The organism is Rhodococcus sp. NPDC055024 (assembly GCF_053608585.1).
Window position 1 is genome coordinate 1 of record NZ_JBSGVT010000008.1, and the last position, 24135, is coordinate 24135.

25 protein-coding genes are annotated in these 24135 nt (G+C 63.2%); 9 read left to right on the forward strand and 16 right to left on the reverse strand.

Annotated features, from left to right (window positions below):
- Positions 1-30 precede the first annotated feature (30 nt).
- Positions 31-1068: a class II fructose-bisphosphate aldolase gene (fbaA, locus tag ACWF6P_RS17525; RefSeq protein ID WP_021343256.1), complete on the reverse strand. Its 1038-nt coding sequence runs from the start codon at positions 1066-1068 to the stop codon at positions 31-33.
- Positions 1069-1219: 151 nt separating this feature from the next.
- Between fbaA and ACWF6P_RS17530 the strand changes: the two genes are divergently transcribed.
- Both ACWF6P_RS17530 and ACWF6P_RS17535 read left to right on the forward strand, forming a co-directional pair.
- A complete protein-coding gene (locus ACWF6P_RS17530) occupies positions 1220-2008 on the forward strand; it encodes a VTT domain-containing protein (RefSeq protein WP_378448709.1) in 789 nt (262 codons plus the stop codon).
- Positions 2009-2037: 29 nt separating this feature from the next.
- A complete protein-coding gene (locus tag ACWF6P_RS17535; protein ID WP_452621835.1) occupies positions 2038-2700 on the forward strand; it encodes a DedA family protein in 663 nt (220 codons plus the stop codon).
- 11 nt (positions 2701-2711) lie between these two features.
- Here the strand turns inward: ACWF6P_RS17535 and ACWF6P_RS17540 are convergent, their stop codons facing one another.
- Positions 2712-3839 carry a GTP-binding protein gene (locus tag ACWF6P_RS17540; protein WP_452621836.1) on the reverse strand — a complete coding sequence of 376 codons (1128 nt, stop codon included), beginning with the start codon at positions 3837-3839 and terminating at the stop codon, positions 2712-2714.
- A gap of 44 nt (positions 3840-3883) precedes the next feature.
- The gene (locus tag ACWF6P_RS17545; RefSeq protein ID WP_452621837.1) at positions 3884-5236 is read right to left on the reverse strand and encodes an LLM class flavin-dependent oxidoreductase; all 1353 of its coding nucleotides are present in this window, start codon (positions 5234-5236) and stop codon (positions 3884-3886) included.
- Between the two features lie 6 nt (positions 5237-5242).
- Here ACWF6P_RS17545 and ACWF6P_RS17550 point away from each other — a divergent pair, with 6 nt between their 5' ends.
- Positions 5243-6310, forward strand: coding sequence for a GNAT family N-acetyltransferase (locus tag ACWF6P_RS17550; RefSeq protein ID WP_452621838.1), 1068 nt, complete (start codon positions 5243-5245; stop codon positions 6308-6310).
- On the opposite strand, the gene ACWF6P_RS17555 is transcribed toward ACWF6P_RS17550, so the two are convergent.
- From ACWF6P_RS17555 to ACWF6P_RS17575, 5 genes are all read right to left on the reverse strand, one after another.
- Positions 6237-6980: an alpha/beta fold hydrolase gene (locus ACWF6P_RS17555; protein WP_452621839.1), complete on the reverse strand. Its 744-nt coding sequence runs from the start codon at positions 6978-6980 to the stop codon at positions 6237-6239. The two genes, ACWF6P_RS17550 and ACWF6P_RS17555, sit on opposite strands and share 74 nt — an antisense overlap.
- An 11-nt stretch (positions 6981-6991) precedes the next feature.
- Positions 6992-8113 (reverse strand): glycoside hydrolase family 76 protein, encoded by a 1122-nt coding sequence (locus ACWF6P_RS17560; protein ID WP_003944321.1) that lies wholly within the window; start codon positions 8111-8113, stop codon positions 6992-6994.
- Positions 8114-8170: 57 nt separating this feature from the next.
- Positions 8171-8863: a TrmH family RNA methyltransferase gene (locus tag ACWF6P_RS17565; protein WP_452621840.1), complete on the reverse strand. Its 693-nt coding sequence runs from the start codon at positions 8861-8863 to the stop codon at positions 8171-8173.
- Positions 8863-9462 (reverse strand): DUF6636 domain-containing protein, encoded by a 600-nt coding sequence (locus ACWF6P_RS17570; RefSeq protein ID WP_452621841.1) that lies wholly within the window; start codon positions 9460-9462, stop codon positions 8863-8865. Before ACWF6P_RS17570 ends, ACWF6P_RS17565 begins: the two co-directional genes overlap by 1 nt.
- Positions 9463-9530: 68 nt before the next feature.
- On the reverse strand, positions 9531-10313 hold the full coding sequence (locus tag ACWF6P_RS17575; RefSeq protein ID WP_452621842.1) for an SDR family oxidoreductase: 783 nt from the start codon (positions 10311-10313) through the stop codon (positions 9531-9533).
- Between the two features lie 34 nt (positions 10314-10347).
- On the opposite strand from ACWF6P_RS17575, the gene ACWF6P_RS17580 reads away from it, so the two are divergent.
- Complete coding sequence (locus tag ACWF6P_RS17580; protein WP_378448530.1) at positions 10348-10791, forward strand: hypothetical protein; 444 nt, start codon at positions 10348-10350, stop codon at positions 10789-10791.
- 4 nt (positions 10792-10795) lie between these two features.
- Here the strand turns inward: ACWF6P_RS17580 and ACWF6P_RS17585 are convergent, their stop codons facing one another.
- The gene (locus tag ACWF6P_RS17585; RefSeq protein WP_452621843.1) at positions 10796-11509 is read right to left on the reverse strand and encodes a lysoplasmalogenase; all 714 of its coding nucleotides are present in this window, start codon (positions 11507-11509) and stop codon (positions 10796-10798) included.
- 49 nt (positions 11510-11558) lie between these two features.
- Entirely contained in the window at positions 11559-12239 is a 681-nt protein-coding gene (locus tag ACWF6P_RS17590) for a lysophospholipid acyltransferase family protein (protein ID WP_378448531.1), read from the reverse strand.
- Positions 12240-12327: 88 nt separating this feature from the next.
- Here ACWF6P_RS17590 and ACWF6P_RS17595 point away from each other — a divergent pair, with 88 nt between their 5' ends.
- Genes ACWF6P_RS17595 through ACWF6P_RS17605 form a run of 3 tightly spaced genes read left to right on the forward strand, consistent with a single transcriptional unit; the run spans position 12328 to position 14648 of the window.
- Positions 12328-12891, forward strand: coding sequence for a TetR/AcrR family transcriptional regulator (locus tag ACWF6P_RS17595; RefSeq protein ID WP_452621844.1), 564 nt, complete (start codon positions 12328-12330; stop codon positions 12889-12891).
- Between the two features lie 33 nt (positions 12892-12924).
- On the forward strand, positions 12925-13368 hold the full coding sequence (locus ACWF6P_RS17600; protein ID WP_378448533.1) for a MarR family winged helix-turn-helix transcriptional regulator: 444 nt from the start codon (positions 12925-12927) through the stop codon (positions 13366-13368).
- 23 nt (positions 13369-13391) lie between these two features.
- Complete coding sequence (locus ACWF6P_RS17605; RefSeq protein WP_050656275.1) at positions 13392-14648, forward strand: MFS transporter; 1257 nt, start codon at positions 13392-13394, stop codon at positions 14646-14648.
- Between the two features lie 51 nt (positions 14649-14699).
- Here the strand turns inward: ACWF6P_RS17605 and pyrE are convergent, their stop codons facing one another.
- The 5 genes from pyrE to clpB form a co-directional block, all read right to left on the reverse strand.
- Positions 14700-15233, reverse strand: coding sequence for an orotate phosphoribosyltransferase (pyrE, locus tag ACWF6P_RS17610; protein WP_003944385.1), 534 nt, complete (start codon positions 15231-15233; stop codon positions 14700-14702).
- Positions 15234-15283: 50 nt separating this feature from the next.
- On the reverse strand, positions 15284-16084 hold the full coding sequence (locus ACWF6P_RS17615) for an SDR family NAD(P)-dependent oxidoreductase (RefSeq protein WP_283305913.1): 801 nt from the start codon (positions 16082-16084) through the stop codon (positions 15284-15286).
- 46 nt (positions 16085-16130) lie between these two features.
- Positions 16131-17018, reverse strand: coding sequence for a type III secretion system chaperone family protein (locus ACWF6P_RS17620; RefSeq protein ID WP_378645802.1), 888 nt, complete (start codon positions 17016-17018; stop codon positions 16131-16133).
- A gap of 86 nt (positions 17019-17104) precedes the next feature.
- Positions 17105-18061 (reverse strand): hypothetical protein, encoded by a 957-nt coding sequence (locus ACWF6P_RS17625; RefSeq protein ID WP_452621845.1) that lies wholly within the window; start codon positions 18059-18061, stop codon positions 17105-17107.
- A gap of 173 nt (positions 18062-18234) precedes the next feature.
- Positions 18235-20787 carry an ATP-dependent chaperone ClpB gene (gene clpB / locus ACWF6P_RS17630; RefSeq protein WP_230816327.1) on the reverse strand — a complete coding sequence of 851 codons (2553 nt, stop codon included), beginning with the start codon at positions 20785-20787 and terminating at the stop codon, positions 18235-18237.
- Positions 20788-20969: 182 nt separating this feature from the next.
- Between clpB and ACWF6P_RS17635 the strand changes: the two genes are divergently transcribed.
- Positions 20970-22166, forward strand: a complete 1197-nt coding sequence (locus ACWF6P_RS17635; protein ID WP_452621846.1) for an FAD-binding oxidoreductase — start codon at positions 20970-20972, stop codon at positions 22164-22166.
- Positions 22167-22182: 16 nt separating this feature from the next.
- Entirely contained in the window at positions 22183-22929 is a 747-nt protein-coding gene (locus ACWF6P_RS17640) for an FAD-binding oxidoreductase (protein ID WP_452621847.1), read from the forward strand.
- 3 nt (positions 22930-22932) lie between these two features.
- Here ACWF6P_RS17640 and ACWF6P_RS17645 read toward each other — a convergent pair whose 3' ends face one another.
- Positions 22933-24093 carry a globin domain-containing protein gene (locus ACWF6P_RS17645; RefSeq protein WP_452621848.1) on the reverse strand — a complete coding sequence of 387 codons (1161 nt, stop codon included), beginning with the start codon at positions 24091-24093 and terminating at the stop codon, positions 22933-22935.
- Between the last annotated feature and the right edge of the window lie 42 nt (positions 24094-24135).

A 24135-nucleotide genomic window follows, 5' to 3' on the forward strand; every position in this document is an offset into this window, starting at 1 on the left:
TTGTTCTGTGAAGCGCAGTTGTGAAACCGATCAGCCCGCGGACACCGAGCGTCCGGCCGACTTCAGGTCGTTGCACGCCTCGACGACGCGAGCCGTCATGCCTGCTTCGGCCTTCTTGAGGTAGCTGCGCGGGTCGTACGCCTTCTTGTTTCCGACCTCGCCGTCGATCTTGAGGACGCCGTCGTAGTTGGAGAAGAAGTGTCCGGCGATCGGACGGGAGAACGCGTACTGGGTGTCGGTGTCGACGTTCATCTTGACGACGCCGAAGTTCAGCGAGTCCTCGATCTCCGACTTCAGCGATCCCGATCCGCCGTGGAAGACGAAGTCGAAGGGCTGCGAGCCGGCGGCCAGGCCGAGCTTGGCAGCGGCAACCTTCTGGCCCTCTTCGAGAACCTCGGGCTTGAGCTTGACGTTGCCCGGCTTGTAGACGCCGTGGACGTTGCCGAAGGTGGCAGCGAGCAGGTACTTGCCCTGTTCGCCGATGCCCAGAGCGTCGACCGTCTTCTCGAAGTCTTCGCTCGAGGTGTAGAGCTTGTCGTTGATCTCGGCCTCGACGCCGTCTTCTTCGCCGCCGACAACACCGATCTCGACCTCGAGGATGATGCGTGCAGCCTTCGAGAGGGCGAGCAGTTCCTTGGCGATGGCCAGGTTCTCGTCGATCGGGATGGCCGAGCCGTCCCACATGTGCGACTGGAACAGCGGGTTGCGGCCGGCGTCGACACGCTCCTGCGAGATCGCGAGCAGCGGACGCACGTAGGTGTCGAGCTTGTCCTTCGGGCAGTGGTCGGTGTGCAGCGCGATGGTGACGTCGTACTTTGCCGCGATCACGTGTGCGAATTCGGCGAGCGCAACAGCGCCGGTGACCATGTCCTTGACGCCCAAACCGGAACCGAACTCGGCGCCGCCCGTCGAGAACTGGATGATGCCGTCACTGCCGGCGTCCGCGAAGCCCTTGATGGCTGCGTTGATGGATTCGGAGCCGACACAGTTGATGGCGGGGAAGGCAAAGGAATGCTCCTTGGCCCGACCAAGCATCTCGGCATAGACCTCGGGAGTTGCGATAGGCACGGCGGGAGTCCTCCATTTACGTGTCGTTCGGAGCGCTCGGCGATGTGAAGCGCTTCGTGTGGTCCTAGCAGTATGGCAAGTCCTACTCGCCACGTCTCTTTGCGGTCTCGGCCGCCGCACAACCCCGGCATCGGTCGCCGAGACCGACGCGATGACCTGCGGTGGTGGGAAACACTCAGATTCGGCCGGTACTCTGGCCTCCGTGAATGTGCAGGCAGCAACTGAATCCGTGACGAACCTGGCCTTGCTGCCCGGCTTCCTCGATCCCGTGAACCTCTTGAATTCCTTCGGAACGTGGGTTCTGGTGGGATTGCTTCTGGTGGTCTTCATCGAGTCCGGCCTGCTGTTTCCGCTCTTGCCCGGCGATTCTCTCCTCTTCACCGCAGGGCTGATCGCGGCTTCCAAGTCGACTGACATCGAACCGTTCGCACCGTTGTGGGTGCTCTTGGTGACAATTCCGATCGCCGCGATTCTGGGTGACCAAGTCGGGTTCTACATCGGCACCAAGGGCGGAACTGCCCTGTTCAAGACGGACGACGCGCGGTTCTTCAAGAAGAAGTACATCGACGAGTCCCACGCCTTCTTCGAGAAGCACGGCCCGATCACCATTATCCTGGCTCGGTTCGTACCGATTGTGCGTACTTTTGCACCGGTTGTCGCCGGCGCCTCGAAGATGAAGTACTCACTGTTCCTGACCTACAACATCGTCGGCGGCATCCTGTGGGGTGCCGGCGTGACTTTGCTCGGCTACCTCCTGGGGCAGATCGAATTCATCCGCGACAATGTCGACTACATCTTCATCTTGATCGTCCTGGTGTCGGTTCTGCCGATCGTCTTCGAGATCGGAAAGCGAATTCTGGCGTCGAGACGTGGTGAAACGGCGAATACTTCCACTACGGATAATTCGACGGTGACAGTCCCCGAAGACCCCACCCCCTGATTGCAGAACGAGGCGAAGAACTGACGACGATGACGCTCGCATCCGGCAGTTTCTCCCCACTCGAGACTGCCGGGCCTCTGTTGGTCTGGATAGTCGTCGTCACGTTCGTCTTCATCGAGTGCGCGATCATCCTCGGCTTGTTTCTCCCCGGCGATTCGCTACTGATCACGGCCGGAATCGTTCTTGCCGGCCACGAGTCCGGTGCAGGCCACGTGTGGGCGTTGTCGGTAGGCGCGATGATCGCTGCCATTGCCGGCAACCAGGTCGGGTACGTCATCGGCCACCGGACGGGCAACCACATCAAAGCCCGTAAGGGCGGCAAGTACTTCACCGAGAAAAACCTGCATCGCGTCAACATCCTGTTGGAAAAACACGGGTTCTGGGCGGTCCTGATTGCCCGTTGGGTACCGTGGGTTCGCACCCTGTGCCCGATGGTCGCGGGCGCAGCCAAGATGAACCACACGCGCTACACCATCGCGAGCACTATCGGCGCGATCATCTGGGCGCCGGTGCTTTTGTTGCTCGGTTTCTACGGTGGCTCCTTCCTCGATCGTGTCCCGTGGTTGCTGCCCGCCGTTTTGATCGTGATGATGGTCAGCTTGGTCATCGGTACCGCGTTGGGCATCTGGCAGTACCGCAAGGAGATGGCCCGTCCGGCCGAAGACGTCGAGGTCGAAGAAGTCGTCGACTAGAAGCCGTCTGCTCAGTGCAGGTGGCTCTGGTCCCACGCCGGCAACGGGTCCTCGTAGCGAGTCCAGGCCCGCGGTCCTTCGCGTAGTTCGTCATCGGTCAGCAGAGCCGGATCGAGGATTCGTGACGGTGCCGCCGGGTCGAGTTTCACTCCGATGAACACGATCTCCTGCCCTGGCACCTCCGCCGCCGACGCCCACAGTTGAGCCGGTTCGATGACGAGGTTGGGGCCTGCCTGCGACCAGATAGCGGCGAATTCGGGCCGGCTGGCGATCCAGCAGAAGCCCTTGCTTCGCAGGAGTCCGGTGAACTGACCGAGCGCAGCCTCGAGCCGCGCCGGATGGAAAGGTCGCGCGGCGCGATATGTGACGCTGCGTATTCCGTATTCCTCGGTTTCCGGGGTGTGCCCACCGGCCAGTTCCTCGTCCCAACCGGGTACCTGCGCAGCGAGTTCCGGGTTGTAGAGACCGGTTTCGAGGACGCGGTCGAGGGTGACTTTTCCATGGTCCGTCCGAATCAGTTGAGCGGTGGGGTTGAGCCTGCGGAGCGTTGCCTCGACGGTTCCTGCCGCGCGCGGGCTCACCAGGTCGGTTTTGTTCAGCAAGACGACGTCGGCGAACTCCACCTGATCGACCAGGAGATCGGAGATGCTTCGTCCGTCCCCCTCCCCGGCTTCGAGGTTGCGCTCGTCGAGTCGTTCGCCCTTTGCCAGTTCGCCGAGGAAGGTCGACGCATCCACCACGGTCACCATCGTGTCGAGCTTCGCGAGTGAGCCGAGGCTGAAACCGTCCTCGAATTCCCAGTCGAAGGTGGCTGCCACCGGCATCGGTTCGGAGATGCCGGTGGATTCGATCACCAACTGATCGAACCGTCCTTCTCGCGCCAGAGCGCCGACGGCGTCGATCAGATCCTCACGCAGCGTGCAGCAGATGCATCCGTTGGTCAGCTCGACCAACTTCTCCTCCGTGCGATCGAGGTGGCCCTGGCCCGCGACGAGGGCCGCGTCGATGTTGATCTCGCTCATGTCGTTGACGATGACGGCGACGCGTCGGCCGTCACGGTTGGCGAGGATGTGGTTGAGGAGTGTGGTCTTGCCTGCGCCCAGAAATCCGGACAGCACGGTTACCGGTAGCTGCTTCATTCCTTAATGATAACCGTTGTCATTATCGACAACGTGAAGCGGGCCTACTGCACTGCGGACGCACTACCCGAGAACTGGCTCTCGGGCCTCGGCAAACCGAAATGATCGCGAAGCGTCGTACCCGAGTATTCGGTCCGGAACAGACCGCGGTCCTGCAGGATCGGGACCACGCGCTCGGCGAAGATCTCGAGTCCACCCGGGTAGTACGGCGGCATGACGTTGAATCCGTCGGCAGCACCGCTGGTGAACCACTCCTCGATAGTGTCGGCCACCTGCTCGGCAGTTCCGGCAAACACCCGATGTCCGCGAGCACCCGCCAATCGATGAAGCAGGCCACGAACCGTCGGACGCTCACGCTCGACGATGCCGGCGATCACCTGCAATCTGCTTTGCTTGTTGTCGGTGACATCGCCTGCAGCCGCGAACAATTCGACGGGAACCGGTGCATCCAGCTCCAGATTCCGAACATCGGTCCCGGTGAGTGCACCGAGTTGCGCGAGCCCGTACTCCGGCGAAGTCAACTCGTTGAACTCCCGTTCGAGCGCCTGCGCCTGCTCCTCGGTGTCACCGATGAACGGGCTGATTCCGGGCAGGATCTTGACGTGATCGGGGTTGCGGCCGAACTGAGCAGCCCTCGACTTGATGTCGGTGTAGAACGCCTGAGCGTCGGAAAGTCTTTGGTGCGCTGTGAAAATCGCCTCTGCGTACTGACCGGCAAAGGCGCGACCGTCGTTGGACGCACCGGCCTGCACCAGCACCGGGTATCCCTGCGGCGTTCGCGGTGCGTTGAACGGTCCCCGCACCCGCAGATGCCGCCCGACGTAGTTGATCTCGTGAATCTTGTTTCTGTCCGCGTAGATTCCGCTCTCGCGGTCCAGACTGATCGCGTCGTCCTCCCAGCTGTCCCACAGCCGCACCACCGCGTCGACGAATTCCCGTGCACGCGAATACCGGTCACCGTGGTCCGGATGCTTGGCCAGCCCGAAGTTGGCTGCCGCCAGATCGGTGCCGGTGGTGACGATGTTCCACCCCGCGCGTCCGTTGGAGATGTGGTCGAGCGAGGCGAACAGCCGAGCCAGGTTGTACGGCTCGTAGTACGTGGTCGACGCCGTCGCGATCAAACCGATCCGCTCGGTCGCCACTGCAATGGCAGTCAGCAACGTGATCGGCTCCAAAGTCCCTGCGGGACCGTGCTCGACGTCGCTGCGCAATGCCGGACCGTCGGCGAAGAAGATTCCGTCGAACTTCGCAGCCTCGGCGGTACGAGCGATCTCCTGGAAGTACGTGACGTCGAACAGACGTTCCGGTGTCGTCCACGGATGACGCCACGCCGCTTCGTGATGGCCGGCAGGGTGAATGAACGCGTTGAGGCTCAGTTGGCGCGAGGAATCAGACATGCCTGAATGCTGGCAACAACCACCTTCCTCCGACAGGGTTACGGTTCGTGTGATTCCAACTCCGAGTGGGCGCTCGGTATCGTCACATGGGTGACCTGTGTAGTTGTAGCCGAGTTCGTACCGTCTCTGAGGACATCACCCGTTCTTCGGCAATGGTGCGAACTGTTCTCCGAAGGCCACCGCCACCTCTCCGGAGCGTCGCCGACGGCGACTGCGCTGGCGGAAATGATCGAGACCGAAGACGATTCGGTCGACGTGTGGCGTTGGATCGCACGCGACGTCGGCACCGACGAGGTTCTCGGTATCGCCCAGGCGCGAAGAAATTCAGCGGACGCCGATCTCGCGGAGTTTCGAATGTACGTGAGTCCCCATGCGCAACGACGAGGAGCGGGACGGGCACTTGCCGAACTCGTCGAGGCCGACATCGCCGGGTACGGCGTGCGCCGAATCAGGGTGACTGCGCGCACGGGAAGTGCAGCCGAACACTTCCTGCAGCAGTTCGACAGCCATCGCGTGCTGCTTCGACTGGCCAACCAGGTTCAGCACCTCAGCCCTCCCACCGCAGACAGCACCCGCCCCGGCTATCGAATCGTCAGTTGGCGCAACCGAACCCCGGACGAATTTGTCCACTCTTTCTCGGAGGCATTGAACCGACTCCTCGACGCACCGGGCGCCGGACTGCAGATGCCCGAACGTAATTGGGGAGTCGACGAACTCAGATCGTGGGAACAGAAGATGACCGGTGGCTCTCAGGTGCTCCTGGTGTGCTGCGCGGTCGCCGACGCCGTCGGCGAAGTAGCCGCAGCGACAGTGGTGACGGTGGACGAAAATGACAGCACCCACGCTTCGCAGCACGACACCGTGGTACTCCCCCGACACCGCGGGCACGGTCTCGCTCAGTGGGTCAAGGAGCAACAAGCATCTGTGTTGGCAGCTGAATTTCCTTTGCTGAGAGAGATTTACACAACGGTGAACGCGGAAAACCACCCGATGCTGACCGTCAATCGGAGACTGGGATACCAGACCGTTGCGGAGCGAATCCTGGTGGAGATTGCATCACACACGCCTCGGTGACGGTCTTCCTCCACAGGTCCGGGTGAGACTGCCAGAAGTTGTGTGCAACACCGTCGATGACCGCGAAACTACCGTTCGGCACGAGCGCAGCCAATTGCTGCAACGGCCACGACGGGCGAATGTCGTCGGCCGCCGCGAGAAATGTCATGGGCACGGGTGAGTCGGCCAACTGCCGAAACAGCTGTGGCTCATGAATCCATTCGATGAACGATTCTTGAAGCGATTGCCAGACAACAGGTTCCCAAGGTATCTGCGGGTCCGGCTCGATCCCCGCTTCGTACTGCTTCGACCATGTCCGGTCCTTGTGAAGGCCGTGCCCCGCGATTCCGACGACGCCGGACACCGATTCCGGACAGTCGAGTGCGTACCTCACTGCCAAGTCGGATCCCCATGAGTGCCCCAGCACGACCCAGCTGTCGATCTCGTAGGTGCGCCGGACCAGTTCGAGGTCCGCAACGGCCTGCGCCATCGTATGAGCGCCGCCACCGGACCGTCCGACTCCACGCGGCTCAGGGCACCACGCACGCATTCCTTCAGGAAGCAGCGCGTCGTGGGCAAGATAGTGAACGCATCCCGGGCCGCCGGAGAGAACCAGGACGTCCGACCCTGACCCACCGACGTCGATGTGAAGACGAACGCCGTCAGTGTCGATCACGTGCCGGGATTCCATGACGGAGAAGCCTAACGCTTACGGGGGTATCCCGCCGCCGAGACGACAAATGCGGCTTCCATGAGCATCCACCCGCCCACCTGCACCGAGAGGTCTCGCTCGGGCACACTCGACGAGCGCACCGTCCCGGCGGCGAAGGTGGCGATGTCGCCGGACAGACTCGGCAACTGGGCGTCCTTGGTCCAGTCGTGTCCGAACAGCGGCAGGCCTTCGATCTGCAGCCTGTTGTTCCAGGCAGCTTCCGCGGAGGACAGAACAATCTGCGCTGCAAGTTCTCGCGCTCGCAGGTCCTCGTGGGTCTCCCACGACAGGTTCACCACCACGAACGCGAGATAACGAGCCAGGATGGCGTTGAACAATCCGCCGTCGCCCCCGCCACCGCCCGTGATGACTCCGTACTCGGTCATGCCGTCGTACACGGCGTCGACCAGCTTGTGGACTCGCTCGCGGTGACGCGGTTCGCCCAATCGCGTCGACAATTCGGTTTCCAACCCCAGCGTGACGCCCTGACAGTACGAGTAGATCGCGCGCTCGAGGGTGCCGTCGCGCCGGATACCGTCGAAGATCAGTCCGGAGTCCGGATCCCGCAGCGTCTCGTCGATCCAGTCGGCTGTTGCCTGCGCACGCCAGAGTTTTCCGGTGCGCGCCAGCATGATTCCGGCGGGCCCGTTTGCCGGGGTGTTGTAGAAATCGGAGCCCTTGCACCACGGAATACCGCCGCCGTCGGCCGGGGACCACGAATCGAAGAGCTGCGATTCGAGCGCCTGGACCGCAGTCCGGTGATCGACCGAGAACATGCGTTGAGCACGTTCGAGGGATAGACCCAGCCATGCCATGTCGTCGTAGTAATTGTTGGTCCACGCCGAGACGTTGCGGACCCGAACACTGCGGGCAACCTTCGCGACCCGGCGACGACGCTTGGGCGTCGGGTCACGTTCGAGTGCGTCGATTGCAGTGTCGAGCAGGTGCGCCTGCCACCAGTAGTGCCACGGCTTGAACATCCGCTCGCGCCGAACTGCAGGCCAGGCAACCACGCCGAGTGCTGTCCGAGGCATCCCCCACAGGCGCCGAAGGTGACGACTGACTATCGCGCCCTCAGCCGCATCGGCCCGCTCTGCCCACACTTCCTGCATAACTATCTATCCTGTCTGGTCGAGGCGCTACGCGCTAGCCGGAATACGTGAGCGGGATCAGCGGGAATCGGCGAGATCGGCGTGCTCACGGACCCACGCGTGCATCGCGATGCCGGCCGCGACTCCGGCGTTGATGCTGCGAGTCGAACCGAATTGTGCGATCGAGACCGTCATGGACGCAACCTCTTTCGCGTGTTCGGTCACCCCAGGCCCTTCTTGGCCGAACAGCAGGATGCACTCTCGCGGCAGGCTGGCAGTCTCCAGCGGCACCGACCCGGGAGTGTTGTCCACAGCCACGATCGTGAGTGAATTCTCACGGGCGTACTCGACGAGCTCGCCGATGTCGGCGTGGTGAACGATGTGCTGGTATCGATCGGTCACCATGGCGCCCCGCCGATTCCAGCGCCGACGCCCCACGATGTGGACAGCGGCTGCGGCGAACGCGTTGGCTGTGCGGACCACCGTGCCGATGTTGGCGTCGTGCGCGAAGTTCTCGATGGCGACATGCATGGTGTGACGACGCGAGTCGATGTCCTCGACTATCGCTTCCCGCGTCCAGTACCGGTACTCGTCCAAGACGTTTCGACGATCACCCTCGGCCAGAAGTACCGGGTCGTAGCGCTCGTCGGTAGGAGGATCCGTGTCGTGCTCCTCGGTCCACGGCCCCACGCCGTTGGGGTTCTCGCCCCACTCGGTGGGTCCCGGTTCGCCGGCCCCGCCGGAAACGTCTTCGGCAGCGACTTCGGTCATCAGAACACCTCGTTGGAATTTGCAGCCACCGTGAAACCGTGCGTGGTCTGATCGTTGACACACGAGACGTCTGTCGCGGTGGTCGTGCAGGTGAAACCCAGTTTGCTCAGCGGTTGGCCGGCCGCCAACACCGGATCGGCATCGGGGCCGCCGGACGTGTACACCTCACCGCCCGAACACATGAAAGCACCCTCACCCTCGTCGGTGACGCGAATGCCGTTGCCCCAGTTGACCATGCAACTCTCCGGTCGCGGTGGAACCGGGGTGGTCGTTCCCTCGCACCCGGCTTCGATTCTGGTGGGCAACTTGATGATGCCGCACTGGAAGTTCCCGTCCGGAGTGGTGAAGTAGTACGACTCGTTGCGCTCGAACTGCACGTCCGTCAGCGTCGTCGTCGGCGGCAGTGTCGTGGTCGGAGGTTCGGTGGTCGTGGTGACGACGGGCGCGACGGTGGTTGTCGTCGTCGGCACCGCGGTCGTGGTGGTCGAACTGGGCTGCGCCGCTACCGTCGGCGCTGATTCCGCCTCGCCGCCGCACCCGGCAAGCAAGAGCGCCGACCCGACACCCAACAACACGAACCCCACCCGAACACGAACCACCCGACTACCTCCACACACGTCACCTTTGGCCCAGCAACAGCCGACAGTGCACTCTATCGTGTGGTCGACTAAGTGCTGGTGACGCGCTTGTTCATCAACCGTGAGAGCCACGCGGGCGAGAACCGCGACGCGCTGAGGAAGAGCTTCGCCTGAGTTCCGACCGGGTAGTGAACCTTGTGGATGCGTCCAGCGCCGCGCGTGGCCGCCCACAACTCCTGGGCGACGTCGGTGGCGGTGAGTTTGATGCCCAACGATCTGGTGGCACCGGTGTCCATTCCCGTGACCATCGCCGTCTGGACGAACAGGGGCCAGAGGGCGAGTACGCGGATGTCGTGCTGCGCCCATTCAAGATCGAGCGCCTCGGTCAAGCCGCGGATCGCGAACTTGGTGGCGCCGTAGGTCGCGAGTTCGGGTTGGCCGTAGATCGCCGAGGCGGAGCACAGATTGACCACCTGCGCCCCGGCGGTATCGCGAAGGTACGGGAAAGCCGTGTGCGTGCCGTTGAGGGTGCCGGTGACATTGATGTCGATCATTCGGCGATGTGCCGCAAGAGAAATATCCTCGAATCGTCCCGAGGAGAGCACGCCCGCGTTGTTGACCAGGATGTCCAGACGCCCTGACTCCCCGGCAAATTCGGCCAAACACTGCGCCCAGCCGAGCGGATCCGTGACGTCGAGGACTCCCGTCGCGACACTGCCACCGAAACCGTCGATCTCGGCCTTCAAGGAGGCAAGGCCGGCGTCGTCGATGTCGAACGCACCGACGCGGTATCCGTTGCGCGCGAACAACAGCGACGTCTCCCGCCCGATTCCCGCCGCAGCACCGGTGATGAAGACGTTCGGTTCGCTCATGCGGTCAGGCTATCCTGGATGTGGAGGAAATCTGATGAATCACCGTCGCGTCGTACACACCGTATGTTTCATCGCGGTGGGGTATCTGATCGTGCTCGCGGTGTGGCTCGGATGGCTGGTCGAGCACACTCCCCCTGGCACTCTGCCCTATCAGATCGGCGGACTGCTCGCCGCTTTCGGCTCGGTTCTCGGATTCGGAATGGCCTGGGCCAACCGCCCGACCCGCGCCGAACGCAAACTCGAAAAGCACGGCCTCGAAGGATGGGCACGAATAGACACGGTCACTCCCCTGCGCCGAACCGTCGACGGTGAACTGGCCAAACTCGCACTTCACCTCACGGTTCCGGGCTCCGACTCGTACTCGGGCCGGATCGAATACGAGATCCGACCCGAGTACAAAGACAAGATCACTCCCGGATCCACCGTTACCGTCCTGGTGGACCCGAAGAACCGAGACCGAATCATGCTGTGCCCGTGAAAAACTAGACGCTCTTCTTGCGTCCCAGCGCCAACATGCCCTCCACCAGCATCAACTGTGCGCCCGCGTACGACGCCAGGATCACGCCCTCGGCGGCGGCTCGGCCCGCAGTCCCGCGAATGAACAGTCGACGAACCACGATCAATCCGTCGGACGCGGTGAAGAGCACTCCGCCCAAACCGAGCCAGGAGCGTCGATCCTTGTTGGGGACGACCACGTCGAGCACGGCCTTCGACTGCGGCGCCAGAGCGGGGTCCGCCGACAAAGTCGAGGTGGTTCCCAACATCAATCCGTATCCGGTCAGCGGCGTCGACACGCTCGGCGCCTTGGCACGGAGCAGACCGGACGCCGTCGACCAACCGCTGATGCGGGGCCGCAGGGCAGCGCGGGTCGGGCGAGCGCCGCGGCGCAGCAGGAGCGCCGAGTAACTGGCCTGCATCACCGCGAACGACGACGCACCCTTGATCAGGCGGGCGTCGTCGTCCGGGTCGATCATGAACACGTCGCCGACGGTTGCGGCGGCGAGGCCGGCCAGAAGCAGTGCGGTATCGGCGGTTTCCGTCTCCGAACGCTTGCGCAGCACTCGGGCAGCCAGCGCGGGTGCGATCAACGGCTTCGCGATCTGCTGAACCCGCTCGTTACCGACTACTGCCCCGACCACGGTCGCTGCCGTCGCCGCCGCAAAAACTGCGTGCTCGATGCCCCACTTGCCCGCCATCACAATCCTCCTGTTGGTTACACGTCCAACAGCGACCGTACTGGGTCACTCAAGCGGCATCGCCGGATTTGACGTCCGCGCCGTAGACGTCGACGTATTCCTGCCCCGATTGCTCACAGAGCACCGTCATCAATTCGTCCGTCGCCGCGCGCACGACGGCCTGGTAGCCACGAAGTTCGCGATATCGCGAGAAGTCGATCGGCTCCCCTACCGTGATCCGGACCTTGCTGAAGCGCCACATCCGCGTACCCGGCGGGTTGACGGCGTCGCCGCCGTGCACGACGACGGGAATGACCGGCGCCCCGGTTTCCAGGGCGACACGAATCGCTCCGGTCTTTCCCTTGTACAGGCACCCGTCGGGTGATCGGGTTCCCTCGGGGTAGATCCCCCAGACACCACCCTTGTCGAGAATCCCGATGGCCGTGTCCAACGCCGCACGGGAGGCGTCGGCGCCGCTACGGTCGATCGGCACCTGACCTGCGCCGCCGAAGAACCAGCGTTGCATCGCGCCCTTCACACCCGTCCCGGTGAAATATTCGCTCTTCGCGACGAAGGTGATGCGGCGGCGAACCATGAGAACCAGGAAGAACGAGTCCACGACGGCACGATGGTTTCCGGCGAGAATCACCGGTCCCTTCTTGGGGATGTTGTGCTGACCCTCGATCGTCGGTCGCCCGAACACCCACAGGACGGGGCCGATCAGGACGAATTTGAACAACCAATAGAGCACTGGGCATCACCTCTCTGCACATCACCGAGAACCGTCTCCACACGCGGGTAGACACTGTCTACGTCCGCAATAGTAGACACTGACTTCTATGACCGCCATCAGCCTTCGCGAAACGCTCGTCGCCACCGGCGTCGAGATTCTCGATGCCGACGGCCCCACAGAATTGACGCTACGGGAGATAGCGCGCCGGGCGGGCGTGTCGCACGGTGCCCCGCGGAGATACTTTCCGACGCACAACAGCCTGCTCGCCGCGATCGCCTTCCGCGGGCTTGTCGACCTCACCAACAGGCTTGATCCCATCCTCACCGGCAAACAATCGGCACGCGACCGATTGATCTCGGCCGCAATCGAATACGTGTCATTCGCCCAGGATCGGCCGGCGATGTTCGAGTTGATGTTTCGCCACGACCTCCTCCAGGGCGCGGGCAGCAACCTTCGAGAGTCCTCACTCCCCCTCTTTGCAGCTTTACAGAGGCTGACCGAAGCGGCAAAAGCGTCCGATCCCACCACTTCTGCACTGAGCATCTGGACGGGAACTCACGGCGTCGCGGTGCTGGCGGCAAATCGAAGCCTCGCACTGGTCGCTCGAGACCTCGACGTCGCGGCACTGGTCACCGCGACTGTGACGGATCACCTGCCCCGCACTCGTTGATTTACATAGTTACCCTATGCAATAATATTTCTCGTGGCAGATGACCAGCAGCAACTGCATGAACTACTCGTCGACCTCGTGAGCAACACGCACCGCTTCGCGAAACTGGCAGGCTCGTTCGCGTCCGATCAGTACCCACGCGCCTGGCTGCGCGCACTCTCACTCCTCGAGGAGTACGGCGAAATGCGGATCAGCGACTTCGCCCGCCTCGACAGATGCTCGCAACCCTCCGCCACCGCGCTACTGCGCAAACTCGGTGAACACGATTACGTCGAACGCCGCGCCGACCCGGAGGACGCCCGGGCAGTGCGAGTCGCCATGACCGACAAGGGGCGAAAGATCCTGAACGAAGGCCGAAACGAGATCGCCGACGCCCTCGTCCCCCACTTCGTCGAGCTCGAGCCCGAACAGATCAAGAAGCTGGCTGACGGATTGGCCGAATTACGTTCCATCATCAAAACTTCCGATCCCAGCTGAAGTACCCACCACTGAAAAAGGAGGTGGCCGTGAGCAACACGACCGCGACATCAACGCACCAGAACGAGGCTCCGCCGAGCCTCCTGAAGCAACCGAAAGCGGTGTGGGCGGTAGCCTTTGCCAGCGTCATCGCCTTCATGGGCATCGGTTTGGTCGACCCGATCCTCAAGCCGATCGGTGAACAACTCGACGCCACACCGTCCCAGGTTTCACTCCTGTTCACCAGCTACATGCTCGTCACCGGCGTCGCAATGCTAATCACCGGTGTGGTCTCGAGCCGCATCGGCGCCAAGAAGACGCTCCTCGCCGGGCTCGCGATCATCATCGTGTTCGCTTCTCTTGCAGGCGCTTCCAGCACCATCGGACAGATCGTCGGATTCCGTGCAGGCTGGGGACTCGGCAATGCGCTCTTCATCGCAACGGCACTCGCGGCCATCGTCGGCGCGGCCAGTGGCGGTGTCGCACGCGCGATCATTCTCTACGAGGCTGCATTGGGCATCGGCATCGCGGTCGGACCGTTGGTCGGCGGGGTTCTCGGTGACATCAGCTGGCGCGCACCGTTCTTCGGCGTCGCAGCCCTGATGGCGGTTGCCTTCATCCTCATCGTCGTGATGCTTCCCAGCGCACCCAAGCCTGAACACCACACATCCATCGCCGCGCCGTTCCAGGCTCTGCGGCACCGCGGACTACTCACCGTCGCCATCACCGCGCTGCTCTACAACTACGGATTCTTCACCCTGCTCGCGTACACACCGTTCCCCCTCGACATGGGGGCGTACGCGATCGGATTCATCTTCTTCGGCTGGGGACTGATGCTGGCGATCTCGTCGGTTTTCCTCGCCCCACGCCTGCAACGTCGCTTCGGCACACTGCCGATGATGATGCTGGCACTGACACTGTTCGCACTCGACCTGGGCATGATGGCTCTCTTCACCGAGAACAAGATCGTTCTGATCGTGGGCGTCGTCCTCGCCGGATTGTTCCTCGGCGTGAACAACACACTCATCACCGAGACCGTCATGATCTCGGCTCCCGTGGAACGGTCGACTGCCTCGGCCGCTTACAGTTTCGTTCGATTCGTCGGTGGCGCCGCAGCCCCGTGGGTAGCCGGCAAGCTCGGCGAATCCAACGTCCACATGCCGTTCTGGGTCGGCGCGGTTCTCACCCTCGCCGCCGTGTTCGTCCTGTCGAGCGGACGCAAGGTCCTCGCTCACGTCGACGACCACGATCCCGCACCGCACAGCGTCGACGAAGCACTCGCTGTAACCGTCGGCGACTAACCCCCTGTGAGTGGTTGAGGAGCCCCCAGACTCCTCAACCACTCACGGGCGTCAGCTCAGGTTCAGATCTTCCAGGCCCAACAGCGAGCGGTACTCGACGCCCTCGGCACCGATCACCGCGTCCGCACCCGTCGCACGATCGACGACCGTCGCGACTCCGACCACGGTGGCCCCTGCTTCGCGCAGTGCCTTCACTGCCGTCAACGGCGAGTTGCCCGTCGTTGTCGTGTCCTCGACCACCAGGACGCGCTTGCCCACGATGTCCGGGCCCTCGATCTGACGCTGCATCCCGTGTGCCTTGGCAGCCTTGCGGACGACAAACGCGTCGATCGGGCGTCCGGGAGCATGCATCACCGCCATCGCAACCGGATCGGCGCCCATCGTCAAACCGCCGACGGCGTCGAAATCCCAGTCCGCGACCAGTTCACGCAGCAGTGAGCCGATCAGCGGCGCTGCCTTGTGGTGAAGTGTCGCGCGGCGAAGGTCGACGTAGTAATCGGCTTCCTTGCCCGAGGACAACGTCACCTTCCCGTGTACAACAGCCAATTCGCGCACCAGCGCAGCCAAATCCTCACGATCGCTCATGAGTGCTCAGCCTACCGACCACTGCCTTACATTCGGCTTCTGCCTCTGGGCTACGTTCGCCCGCGGCCTCTGCCGACGATGTTGGTCATCCGGCGAACCAGGCCCTTGGGAACCAGACGCCCGGCCGTCGTGAGGACCTTGTACTGGATTCCCGGAATGCTGATGACCTTGTCATCGCCGAGATCCTTCATCGACGCCGCAACCACCTGGTCGACGCTCAGCCACATCGGCTTGGGGATCGTGGACATCTCGATACCCGCACGCTCGTGGAACTCGGTGCGGATGAAGCCGGGGCACAGCGCCTGCACACGCACTCCCGTTCCGGCCAACCCGCCGGACAGCCCCTCGGTGAACGAAATGACATATGCCTTGCTTGCCGAATACGTCGAACCGCGGCCGGAGAGCAGGCCCGCGACGCTTGCAACGTTGACAATCGTTCCGTGCGCCGACGCGATCATGCTGGGCAGCGCCGCGCGAGTCAGCCGCATCACGGCGGTGACGTTGACGTCGAGTTGCGACTGCAGAAGAGCCGGATCTGCGGTCCAGAACTCGCCGGAGGTACCGAATCCGGCGTTGTTCACCAACACCTCGACGCCCTTCTCAAGGCGCAGCGCGACCGAATCGCGTCCGGCCTCCGATGCGAGATCGGCAACCAGAATCTCCGACTCGGTGCCGAACATCGTCTTCAACTCGGACGCGAGGTCGTGCAATCTGACTTCGTCACGCGCGACGAGAACCAGGTCGTATCCGAGGGAAGCGTATTTCTTGGCGAAACCGGCGCCGAGACCAGAAGTAGGTCCGGTCACCAGGGCAACGGGACGCACAGGGCGATCCGAGTGGGAAGTCGACATACCGGCCACGCTAGTGGTTATTGCTACTGGACGGGAACCTTAAAGGTCAGTCGACCGGACGAATTGTGCCCGAGCGCTGCGACGCCGGACGCTGAGCCGGTTTGTCAGCCGCCTCGGGCTTGCGCAGCGATTGGTCCTGACGTGGCGCAGTTTCACGCGGTCCGGACTCACGCGATGCAGACTCACGCGGCGAAAATTCACGCGGCGCAGCTTCACGAGGCGGCTGCTCCTGACGCGTACGGGGCTGCTCTACCGGATCCGGAGTGGGGCGAGACTTCTCGGCGCCCGGCCGCGGGCGGCTCGGATCGTGATCGACCTCGAGTTCGTTGGGATCCGTGACCGGGGGCAGTACATGCAAAATGCCGGACAGGCGCGCAACCGACTCGATTGCAGCGTCCCAATCCCGGCCGTTGCTGGTCACCGGGAGCGAACCGAGCGTCCACTGCCCTTCGCTCCACAGCATGCTGATCGACGGCGGAACGGATTCGGTGAACGCCACCATGCGCTGATCACAGACGCGACGAGCAATCTCGAGGTCGGTTGCAAAAACCACCCGGGAACCGATCGCACCCAGCAAGTTCAGGTCGCCGTCCTTGGGCGGAGCCGTCGACTTCAACCGAAGATCGATGTCGACGTCCGACCCGATCTCGCGGCGAACGGCCACGATGGTTGCGGTCTCTTCCAGGTCGAACAGCACGAACTGCTCGCCGCGACGGCGGCCGCGGACGACGTCGGTGGCAGTCAGGTAGTCCTGCTTGGCCATGACCGCGCGGTGCCATTCGCCTGCCAGCTGATCATCAGTGGCCGTGTACGTGTAGCCCTGCGCCTTTGCCCAGATCTGGCGCACTCGCCCCGATTGATCTCGCCTCGTCCTGTCGACGTACAGAAGCGCACCCGCGCCTGCGAGTGCAATTACTGCCAGTCCGAACCACATTCCAGTCATCACCCTCCAGGGTAGCGACTCACGGCCTCAACCTCCCGCGACACCCTGGTGGACTCGCCCGATGTGTCGTGAACGACTCAGTTGCCGAACTTCGGCAACGACGTACTCAGAATCGTGTTCGCGGTCATCGTGCCGTTCTCCACCGGAGTTCCGTCGACGACGATGTTGTCTCCCGGTTGCAGATCGGCGATGGTCGCGCGGTTGAGCGCGATGAGCGTGGTGTCCGAGGTGGTCAGGACCGTCACCTGCGAGCCGCCGATCGAATCGATGATCAACGTGCCGCCGTCGTTCGACTTCACGGTGCCGACGGCTCCCCCGGCGTCACCGATCACTTCGCCGAGCCCGCCCGGAAGCTGGCTGAGCGGGGAATCCGTCGTCGGAGTCGGTGCAGTTGTGCTCGCCTTCGGCGGTGTGGTGGTCGGTGCCTGCGTCGTGGTGGTCGGGGGGACGAAAGCGGTCTGGGTGCCCTTGTCGTTCGAGCCGAACGCCGAGAACGCGATGATCGCGATCACGGCGACCAGGATCCCGACCACGCCGGCGGCCACCCACGTCCCGAGCTTGCGCTTCTTACCGCCTCCAGGCGACCCGTCTTCGATGAACGGCTGTTCCGGCGGAACCCCGCCGCCACCACCGGCAACCGGGTACTGCTGTGTATTTCCGTACTGCTGCGTGTTCCCGTACTGCTGGGCCGTGTAAGGCGGATAAGCCTGCGTCGCACCGGGCGGCGGTGCCTGCGGATCGAACTGCGGGTTGTAGGCGGGAAAGGCCTGAGTGGGATTCGGCTGCTGCCCCTGCTGACCCAAGTACTCCGTGTTCTGATCCGGACCACCGTAGGGATACTGCTGTGCCCCCGGATACTGCTCTGCCCCCGGCTGTTGACCGAAATACTCCGTCGGCTGGTTCGGATTCGACTGGCCGGACACCGTCCCGTATTGCTCCGTCGGCTGGTCGGGCGTACGCCCCCACACCTCGGTCGCCTCGGGATCCTCACGGCGCGGCCCACCCGAATTACGCGGATCGTTCTGATCGGTCATGCCTGGCTCACCTTCGGTTAGGACGAAAGAGCGTCGAAGTCGTTCGGAGAGGCGCGGGTGCAGACTTCCCCAGTTCGAGCATCCAGCCATCCAGGGTAGAACAAAAAGCGAATGCCCCGCCGATCCACTTGGATCGACGGGGCATTCCGCTTACCGAATCGAGGCAGAACCGATCAGGAGAGAACCAACTGATCCGCGTCCTCGCTGACACCGACATGCACGGTGTCGCCGTCCTGGACCTTGCCGGCCAGGAGCAGCTTGGCGAGCTGGTCGCCGATCGACTGCTGAACGAGTCGACGCAGAGGCCGGGCGCCGTACAGCGGGTCGTAGCCGCGCACTGCGAGCCACATCCGAGCCGCACCGTTCACCTCGAGGGTGAGACGACGCGCAGCCAGACGCTTCTGCAACTGCTCGAGCTGGATGTCGACGATGTGCTCCAACTGCTCTTCGGAGAGCGAGTCGAAGACAACGACGTCGTCGAGACGGTTGATGAACTCCGGCTTGAACGCGTGGCGTACCGCGTCCATGACCTGCTCACGTGTTCCACCGGATCCCAGGTTGGAGGTCAGGATCAGGATGGTGTTGCGGAAGTCCACCGTGCGGCCTTGACCGTCGGTGAGTCGGCCTTCGTCGAGCACTGCGAGCAGGACGTCGAACACGTCGGGGTGTGCCTTCTCGACCTCGTCGAAGAGGACCACCGAGTACGGGCGTCGCCGAACTGCTTCGGTGAGCTGGCCGCCGGCTTCGTAGCCGACGTATCCCGGAGGGGCACCGACGAGTCGGGCCACCGAGTGCTTCTCACCGTATTCGCTCATGTCGATGCGAATCATCGCGCGCTCGTCGTCGAAGAGGAAGTCCGCCAAGGCTTTGGCGAGCTCCGTCTTACCGACGCCGGTCGGGCCGAGGAACAGGAAGGAACCGGTGGGCCGGTTGGGGTCGGCGACACCTGCTCGGGCGCGGCGGACCGCATCCGAGACGGCGACGACGGCGTCGGTCTGCCCGACTACCCGCTTGCCGAGTTCGGACTCCATGCGGAGTAGCTTCTCGGTTTCGCCTTCCATCATCCGGCCGGCGGGGATTCCGGTCCAGGCTGCGACCACGTCTGCGACGTCGTCGGGCCCGACCTCTTCCTTGAGCATCACGTCACCGTCGGAGGCAGCTCCGGAAGCGGCTGCTGCCTCTTCCAGTTCCTTCTCGAGCGCCGGGATGCGGCCGTAGCGCAACTCGGCTGCCTTGCCCAGATCGCCGTCACGCTCAGCGCGTTCAGACTCTCCTCGCAGGGTTTCGAGCTGTTCCTTCAGCACGCGCACCGAGTCGATGGCCTGCTTTTCGTTCTGCCAGCGGGTGCTGAGCTGATTGAGCTTTTCGCGGTCGTCGGCGAGTTCCTGACGCAGCTTCTCGAGCCGTGCCTTGGACGCGTCGTCGGTTTCCTTCTCGAGTGCCACTTCTTCGATTTCGAGTCGGCGAACAGTGCGTTCCACCTCGTCGATCTCGACGGGTCGCGAGTCGATCTCCATGCGAAGTCGCGAAGCGGCTTCGTCCACGAGGTCGATGGCCTTGTCCGGCAGGAACCGCGACGTGATGTAGCGGTCCGACAGAGCGGCAGCAGCCACCAACGCGGAGTCGGTGATGCGCACGCCGTGGTGCACTTCGTAGCGCTCCTTGAGGCCGCGCAGGATGCCGATGGTGTCCTCGACCGAGGGCTCACCGACGAGCACCTGCTGGAAACGACGCTCGAGTGCTGCGTCCTTCTCGATGTACTTGCGGTACTCCTCGAGCGTGGTGGCACCGACCAGCCGCAGCTCACCGCGGGCGAGCATCGGCTTGATCATGTTGCCTGCGTCCATCGCGGATTCACCGGTGGCACCGGCGCCGACGATGGTGTGCAACTCGTCGATGAAGGTGATGACCTGTCCGGCACTGTTCTTGATGTCGTCGAGGACAGCCTTGAGGCGCTCCTCGAATTCACCGCGGAACTTGGCGCCGGCGACCATGGACCCGAGGTCCAGGGACACGACGGTCTTACCTCGCAGCGATTCCGGGACGTCACCCGCGACGATGCGTTGGGCCAGGCCCTCCACGATCGCGGTCTTGCCGACGCCGGGCTCACCGATGAGTACCGGGTTGTTCTTGGTACGACGCGAGAGCACCTGCACGACACGACGAATCTCGGTGTCGCGACCGATCACCGGGTCGAGCTTGCCGCTTCGTGCGGCTTCGGTGAGGTCGGTCGAGTACTTTTCCAGCGCTTGGTAGGTGCCTTCGGGCTCCGGGCTGGTGACGCGAGCGCTACCGCGGACGGTGGTGAAGGCTTCACGCAGTGCGTCCTGGGTGGCGCCGTGGCGCACGAGCAACTGTGCGACGTCGGAGTCGCCGCCCGCCAGTCCGTAGAGGACGTGCTCGGTGGAGACGTACTCGTCGTCCATCTCGGTGGCGAGGTGCTGAGCAGCAGTCAGTGCCGCGAGTGCCTCACGCCCGAGTTGCGGAGTGGAGCTTGCGCCGGTTGTCTTGGGCAGGCGATCGACGATTGCCTGCGCTTCTCGGTGTACGACGGTGGGGTCGACGCCTACAGCTTTGAGTAGTGGGGCAGCGATGCCGTCGGTCTGGTCGAGCAATGCGACCAGCAGATGGGCAGGCCGGATATCGGGGTTACCCGCCGACGACGCCGACTGCAGTGCAGCCGTCATCGCAGCCTGGGTCTTGGTTGTTGGTGTGAACGAGTCCACTTGTCACCTTTCTGGCGAAGTCGAACGGGAAGAGCCGCGACCGGTTGGTATTGCGACTGTGTCAATATGCTCAACGCGGACAAACTTGAGTCTATTCCGCTCAAGTTTGTTTTCGCCAGACCGAGTTGGTTTCGTAGGTCACATTTTCAGCCGTACTAGAATTGTGGCGAGAGTTGCAGCTGGTGCGAAAGGGGGATGGATTGGATCCGACAGTGATTGCCCGTCTGCAATCCAGCCTCGATTCTCTGACCGACGACGAAGAGAGCCGTGCGCATTTCTCAGCCGTGTTCTATACCGGCCTCTTTGCGGAACATCCTCTGTACCGCTCATTGTTCCCGGCCGGGATGGAATCGCAGGGGCACCGTTTCTTCAGAGCGATCGAGTTCGTCGTCAAGAACCTCCCCCAGCATCGTCGGATCCGGAAGTTCCTCACCCAACTCGGCCGCGATCATCGTCGCTACGGCGTCGAGCGTGAGCACTACGAGGCTGCTGGTATTGCACTCGAGCGCGCGGTTCGGTCGATGTACGGCACCAGCGCGCACAGTCGCTACAAGTGGACGCCGGAACTGGAGGACGCCTGGTCTCAGTTCACCGACCTCGTCGTCAGCACGATGGCCGACGGCGCCGAATCCGATACGTCCCCGGCGCTCTGGGGTGGAACCGTGGTCAGCCACGAACGAGTGCTCGACGATCTGGCGATAGTGCGCCTCGAAGCCGACCCACCCATTCCGTACGGGGCGGGGCAATACCTCGGCGTTCAGATTCCCCAGCGCCCGAAAATGTGGCGGTACTATTCGCCGGCGATTCCGACAAACCCTTTCGGCCAGCTCGAGTTCCACATCCGCAAGGTGTCGGGAGGATGGGTCAGCCCGGCGATCGTCGGTGAAACCAATGTCGGTGACCGCTGGGTCATGTCCACTCCCCTCGGCGGCTTGGAGGTCGACTTCACCAGCGACCGCGACGTTCTCATGATCGGCTCCGGCACCGGCATCGCCCCACTGCGAGCTCAGGTGATGGAGATGTCTCAGCGCGCGCACAATCCGCGCGTGCACCTGTTCGTCGGCGGACGCTATCCGTGCGACCTCTACGACCTCGAAACGCTCTGGCACATCTCGCTCAGCAACCCGTGGTTGACCGTTGTACCTGTATCCGAAGAGCCCGAAAACCCTTGGTGGCACAACGGACCGGTGCTCGAACCACCCTTCGGAATGCACAGCCGGCTAATCGGTCCGATCGGAAAAGTAGTCTCGCAGTTCGGCTCGTGGGCCGACCGCCAGGTGCAGATCTCGGGGTCACCGTCGATGATCAAGACGACCGTCTACGCCTTGCGTGCCGGCGGAACTCCGCTCGACCAGATCCGGCACGACCCGCTCTACTGACTACAGGAGAACTTTCATGGCCCAGCGAACCTGGTCGAGCACAGTCGTCGAACATCACCGTCTCCGTGAGGATCTGGCGGTTGTCCGCCTGGTCGGCGACGTCGTCCCGTTCCGCCCCGGCCAGTACGTCGACGTCAGCGTTCCGCAGAATTCGCGGTTGCTACGCCGACTCTCCCCCGCCCTGCCTCCCTCACACGACGGAAAGTTGGAGTTTCACGTCAAGACGGTTCCCGGAGGTTGGGTCAGCGGTTCGATAGTCAAGGACACCCAACCTGGTGACGTTTGGCAGATACTCGACCCGCGCGGCAATCTGTCGGTCGACGAGAACGGCCCCACCGTCATCATGGTCGCGGGCGGAACCGGTTTGGCCCCACTGCGCTCGATCATTCTCGATCTGGCTCAGACCCCGAACCCGCCGCAGGTGTACCTCTTCTTCGGCGGCCGAACGCTTCGTAATCTCTACGCAGCGGACATGCTGTGGCTACTCGCCGACCAGTTTCCGTGGCTGCAGCCGATTCCCGTCGTCGAAGATCTGTCCGACGGCGGCCCTCCCGACGGATGGTTCGACCGTTTGAACGTCGACATCGGATTCGGCGACGACCACCTCATCGAAGGCACGCTCGCCGACGTCGTCGCGTCGTACGGTGCCTTCACCGAACATCAGGTCTTGGTGTGCGGATCCGCGGCCATGGTTCGATCGACGCGTGATCGGTTGATCGAGGCCGGCACCCCGGCCGACGTCATTCAGTTCGATCCGTACTGACGATCAGTACGGCGGGTCGTTGCGGACGGTGTCGACGTCGATCCCCACTGCACGAAGCCTGAATTTGGTGCTGTTGACCATGGATTCGCTGCCGACGACCTGGATGTCGTAGCCTGCCCAGCCCCCGAACGAGGTCACGACCTTGCCGACCTTGCCGGTGATGCGCCGCTTCATGCCGATCGGCGGCAGCGGTTCCGCTTCGGTGTGCCACCACGGATTCTCGTCCTCTTCGGACACTGGGACGATCGTGAGCCACGGGTGCTTCTCGGCCAACTTCCACAGATGCGGAAGGTCGTACAGATCGCACGGATTCTGGCCGGAATAGAAGAGATGAACCTTGCGGGTGTTTCCGCGTCGGATCAGCTCGAGTATCTGCGCGCGAAGTGGCGCGACACCGGTTCCCGACGCGATCATCAGCAGGTCCTTGGAGTTCTCCGGAATCCCGAGAGCACCGATCGGCGAGCCGACCACCCACGTGTCGCCGACAGCGGTCTGGTTGACCATCGCCGGGCTGACCCAACCGCCGGTGACCTGACGGATGTGGAACTCGAGGATTCCGGTTCCGTCATACGGCGTGGCCGGTGACAGGTAGCGCCACATCCGTGGCCTCGCGGCGACCTGCACGCTGACGTACTGACCGGCGCGGTACTCCATCGTCTGGTCGAGTTGCAGCCGCACGACGGCGACGCCCTTGATCACCGGGCGGCATTCGATGACGGTGGCACTCCAGGCGGGCGGACCGTCTTCCGCGTTGGCGGCATCCATCATCGCTGCCGAGATGATCGCGAGCGCGTTACGCCACGCGCTGTCGACCTCGTCCGTCCACAGTTCGGCACCGCCGAACGTCTCGAGCGCTTCGATCAAGGCATTGCCGACTGCCGTGTAGTGCTCGTCGGTGACGCCGTACTTACGGTGATCGCGGCCGAGCTGCGCAAGGTACTCGAGTATCGCGTCGGACTCGTCGAGACGTTCGACGACGTGAGCGATAGCGCTGACGAGCCGATCCCGCTGCACATCCATCGCTGCCGGAAAAAACTCACGGGTTTCGGGCGATCGAGCGAACAGAATCGAATAAAAGGTACGGGCGAGCCGTTCCGGACCATCTTCTACCGCAGCGACGGATTTGAAGCTCGACCGGACCAGAGAAATTGCTTGCGAATCCACGCTCATCCTCGTCCCGACTAGACGCGGCAAGACCCGCCGCGA

Coding starts and splice junctions, on each gene's coding strand:
- ACWF6P_RS17530 (WP_378448709.1), top strand. CDS start 1,220: ATGACCTGCGGTGGTGGGAAACACTCAGATTCGGCCGGTACTCTGGCC.
- ACWF6P_RS17535 (WP_452621835.1), top strand. CDS start 2,038: ATGACGCTCGCATCCGGCAGTTTCTCCCCACTCGAGACTGCCGGGCCT.
- ACWF6P_RS17540 (WP_452621836.1), bottom strand. CDS start 3,839: ATGAAGCAGCTACCGGTAACCGTGCTGTCCGGATTTCTGGGCGCAGGC.
- ACWF6P_RS17545 (WP_452621837.1), bottom strand. CDS start 5,236: ATGTCTGATTCCTCGCGCCAACTGAGCCTCAACGCGTTCATTCACCCT.
- ACWF6P_RS17550 (WP_452621838.1), top strand. CDS start 5,243: ATGCTGGCAACAACCACCTTCCTCCGACAGGGTTACGGTTCGTGTGAT.
- ACWF6P_RS17555 (WP_452621839.1), bottom strand. CDS start 6,980: ATGGAATCCCGGCACGTGATCGACACTGACGGCGTTCGTCTTCACATC.
- ACWF6P_RS17560 (WP_003944321.1), bottom strand. CDS start 8,113: ATGCAGGAAGTGTGGGCAGAGCGGGCCGATGCGGCTGAGGGCGCGATA.
- ACWF6P_RS17565 (WP_452621840.1), bottom strand. CDS start 8,863: ATGACCGAAGTCGCTGCCGAAGACGTTTCCGGCGGGGCCGGCGAACCG.
- ACWF6P_RS17575 (WP_452621842.1), bottom strand. CDS start 10,313: ATGAGCGAACCGAACGTCTTCATCACCGGTGCTGCGGCGGGAATCGGG.
- ACWF6P_RS17580 (WP_378448530.1), top strand. CDS start 10,348: ATGAATCACCGTCGCGTCGTACACACCGTATGTTTCATCGCGGTGGGG.
- ACWF6P_RS17585 (WP_452621843.1), bottom strand. CDS start 11,509: ATGGCGGGCAAGTGGGGCATCGAGCACGCAGTTTTTGCGGCGGCGACG.
- ACWF6P_RS17595 (WP_452621844.1), top strand. CDS start 12,328: ATGACCGCCATCAGCCTTCGCGAAACGCTCGTCGCCACCGGCGTCGAG.
- pyrE (WP_003944385.1), bottom strand. CDS start 15,233: ATGAGCGATCGTGAGGATTTGGCTGCGCTGGTGCGCGAATTGGCTGTT.
- ACWF6P_RS17615 (WP_283305913.1), bottom strand. CDS start 16,084: ATGTCGACTTCCCACTCGGATCGCCCTGTGCGTCCCGTTGCCCTGGTG.
- ACWF6P_RS17620 (WP_378645802.1), bottom strand. CDS start 17,018: ATGTGGTTCGGACTGGCAGTAATTGCACTCGCAGGCGCGGGTGCGCTT.
- ACWF6P_RS17625 (WP_452621845.1), bottom strand. CDS start 18,061: ATGACCGATCAGAACGATCCGCGTAATTCGGGTGGGCCGCGCCGTGAG.
- ACWF6P_RS17640 (WP_452621847.1), top strand. CDS start 22,183: ATGGCCCAGCGAACCTGGTCGAGCACAGTCGTCGAACATCACCGTCTC.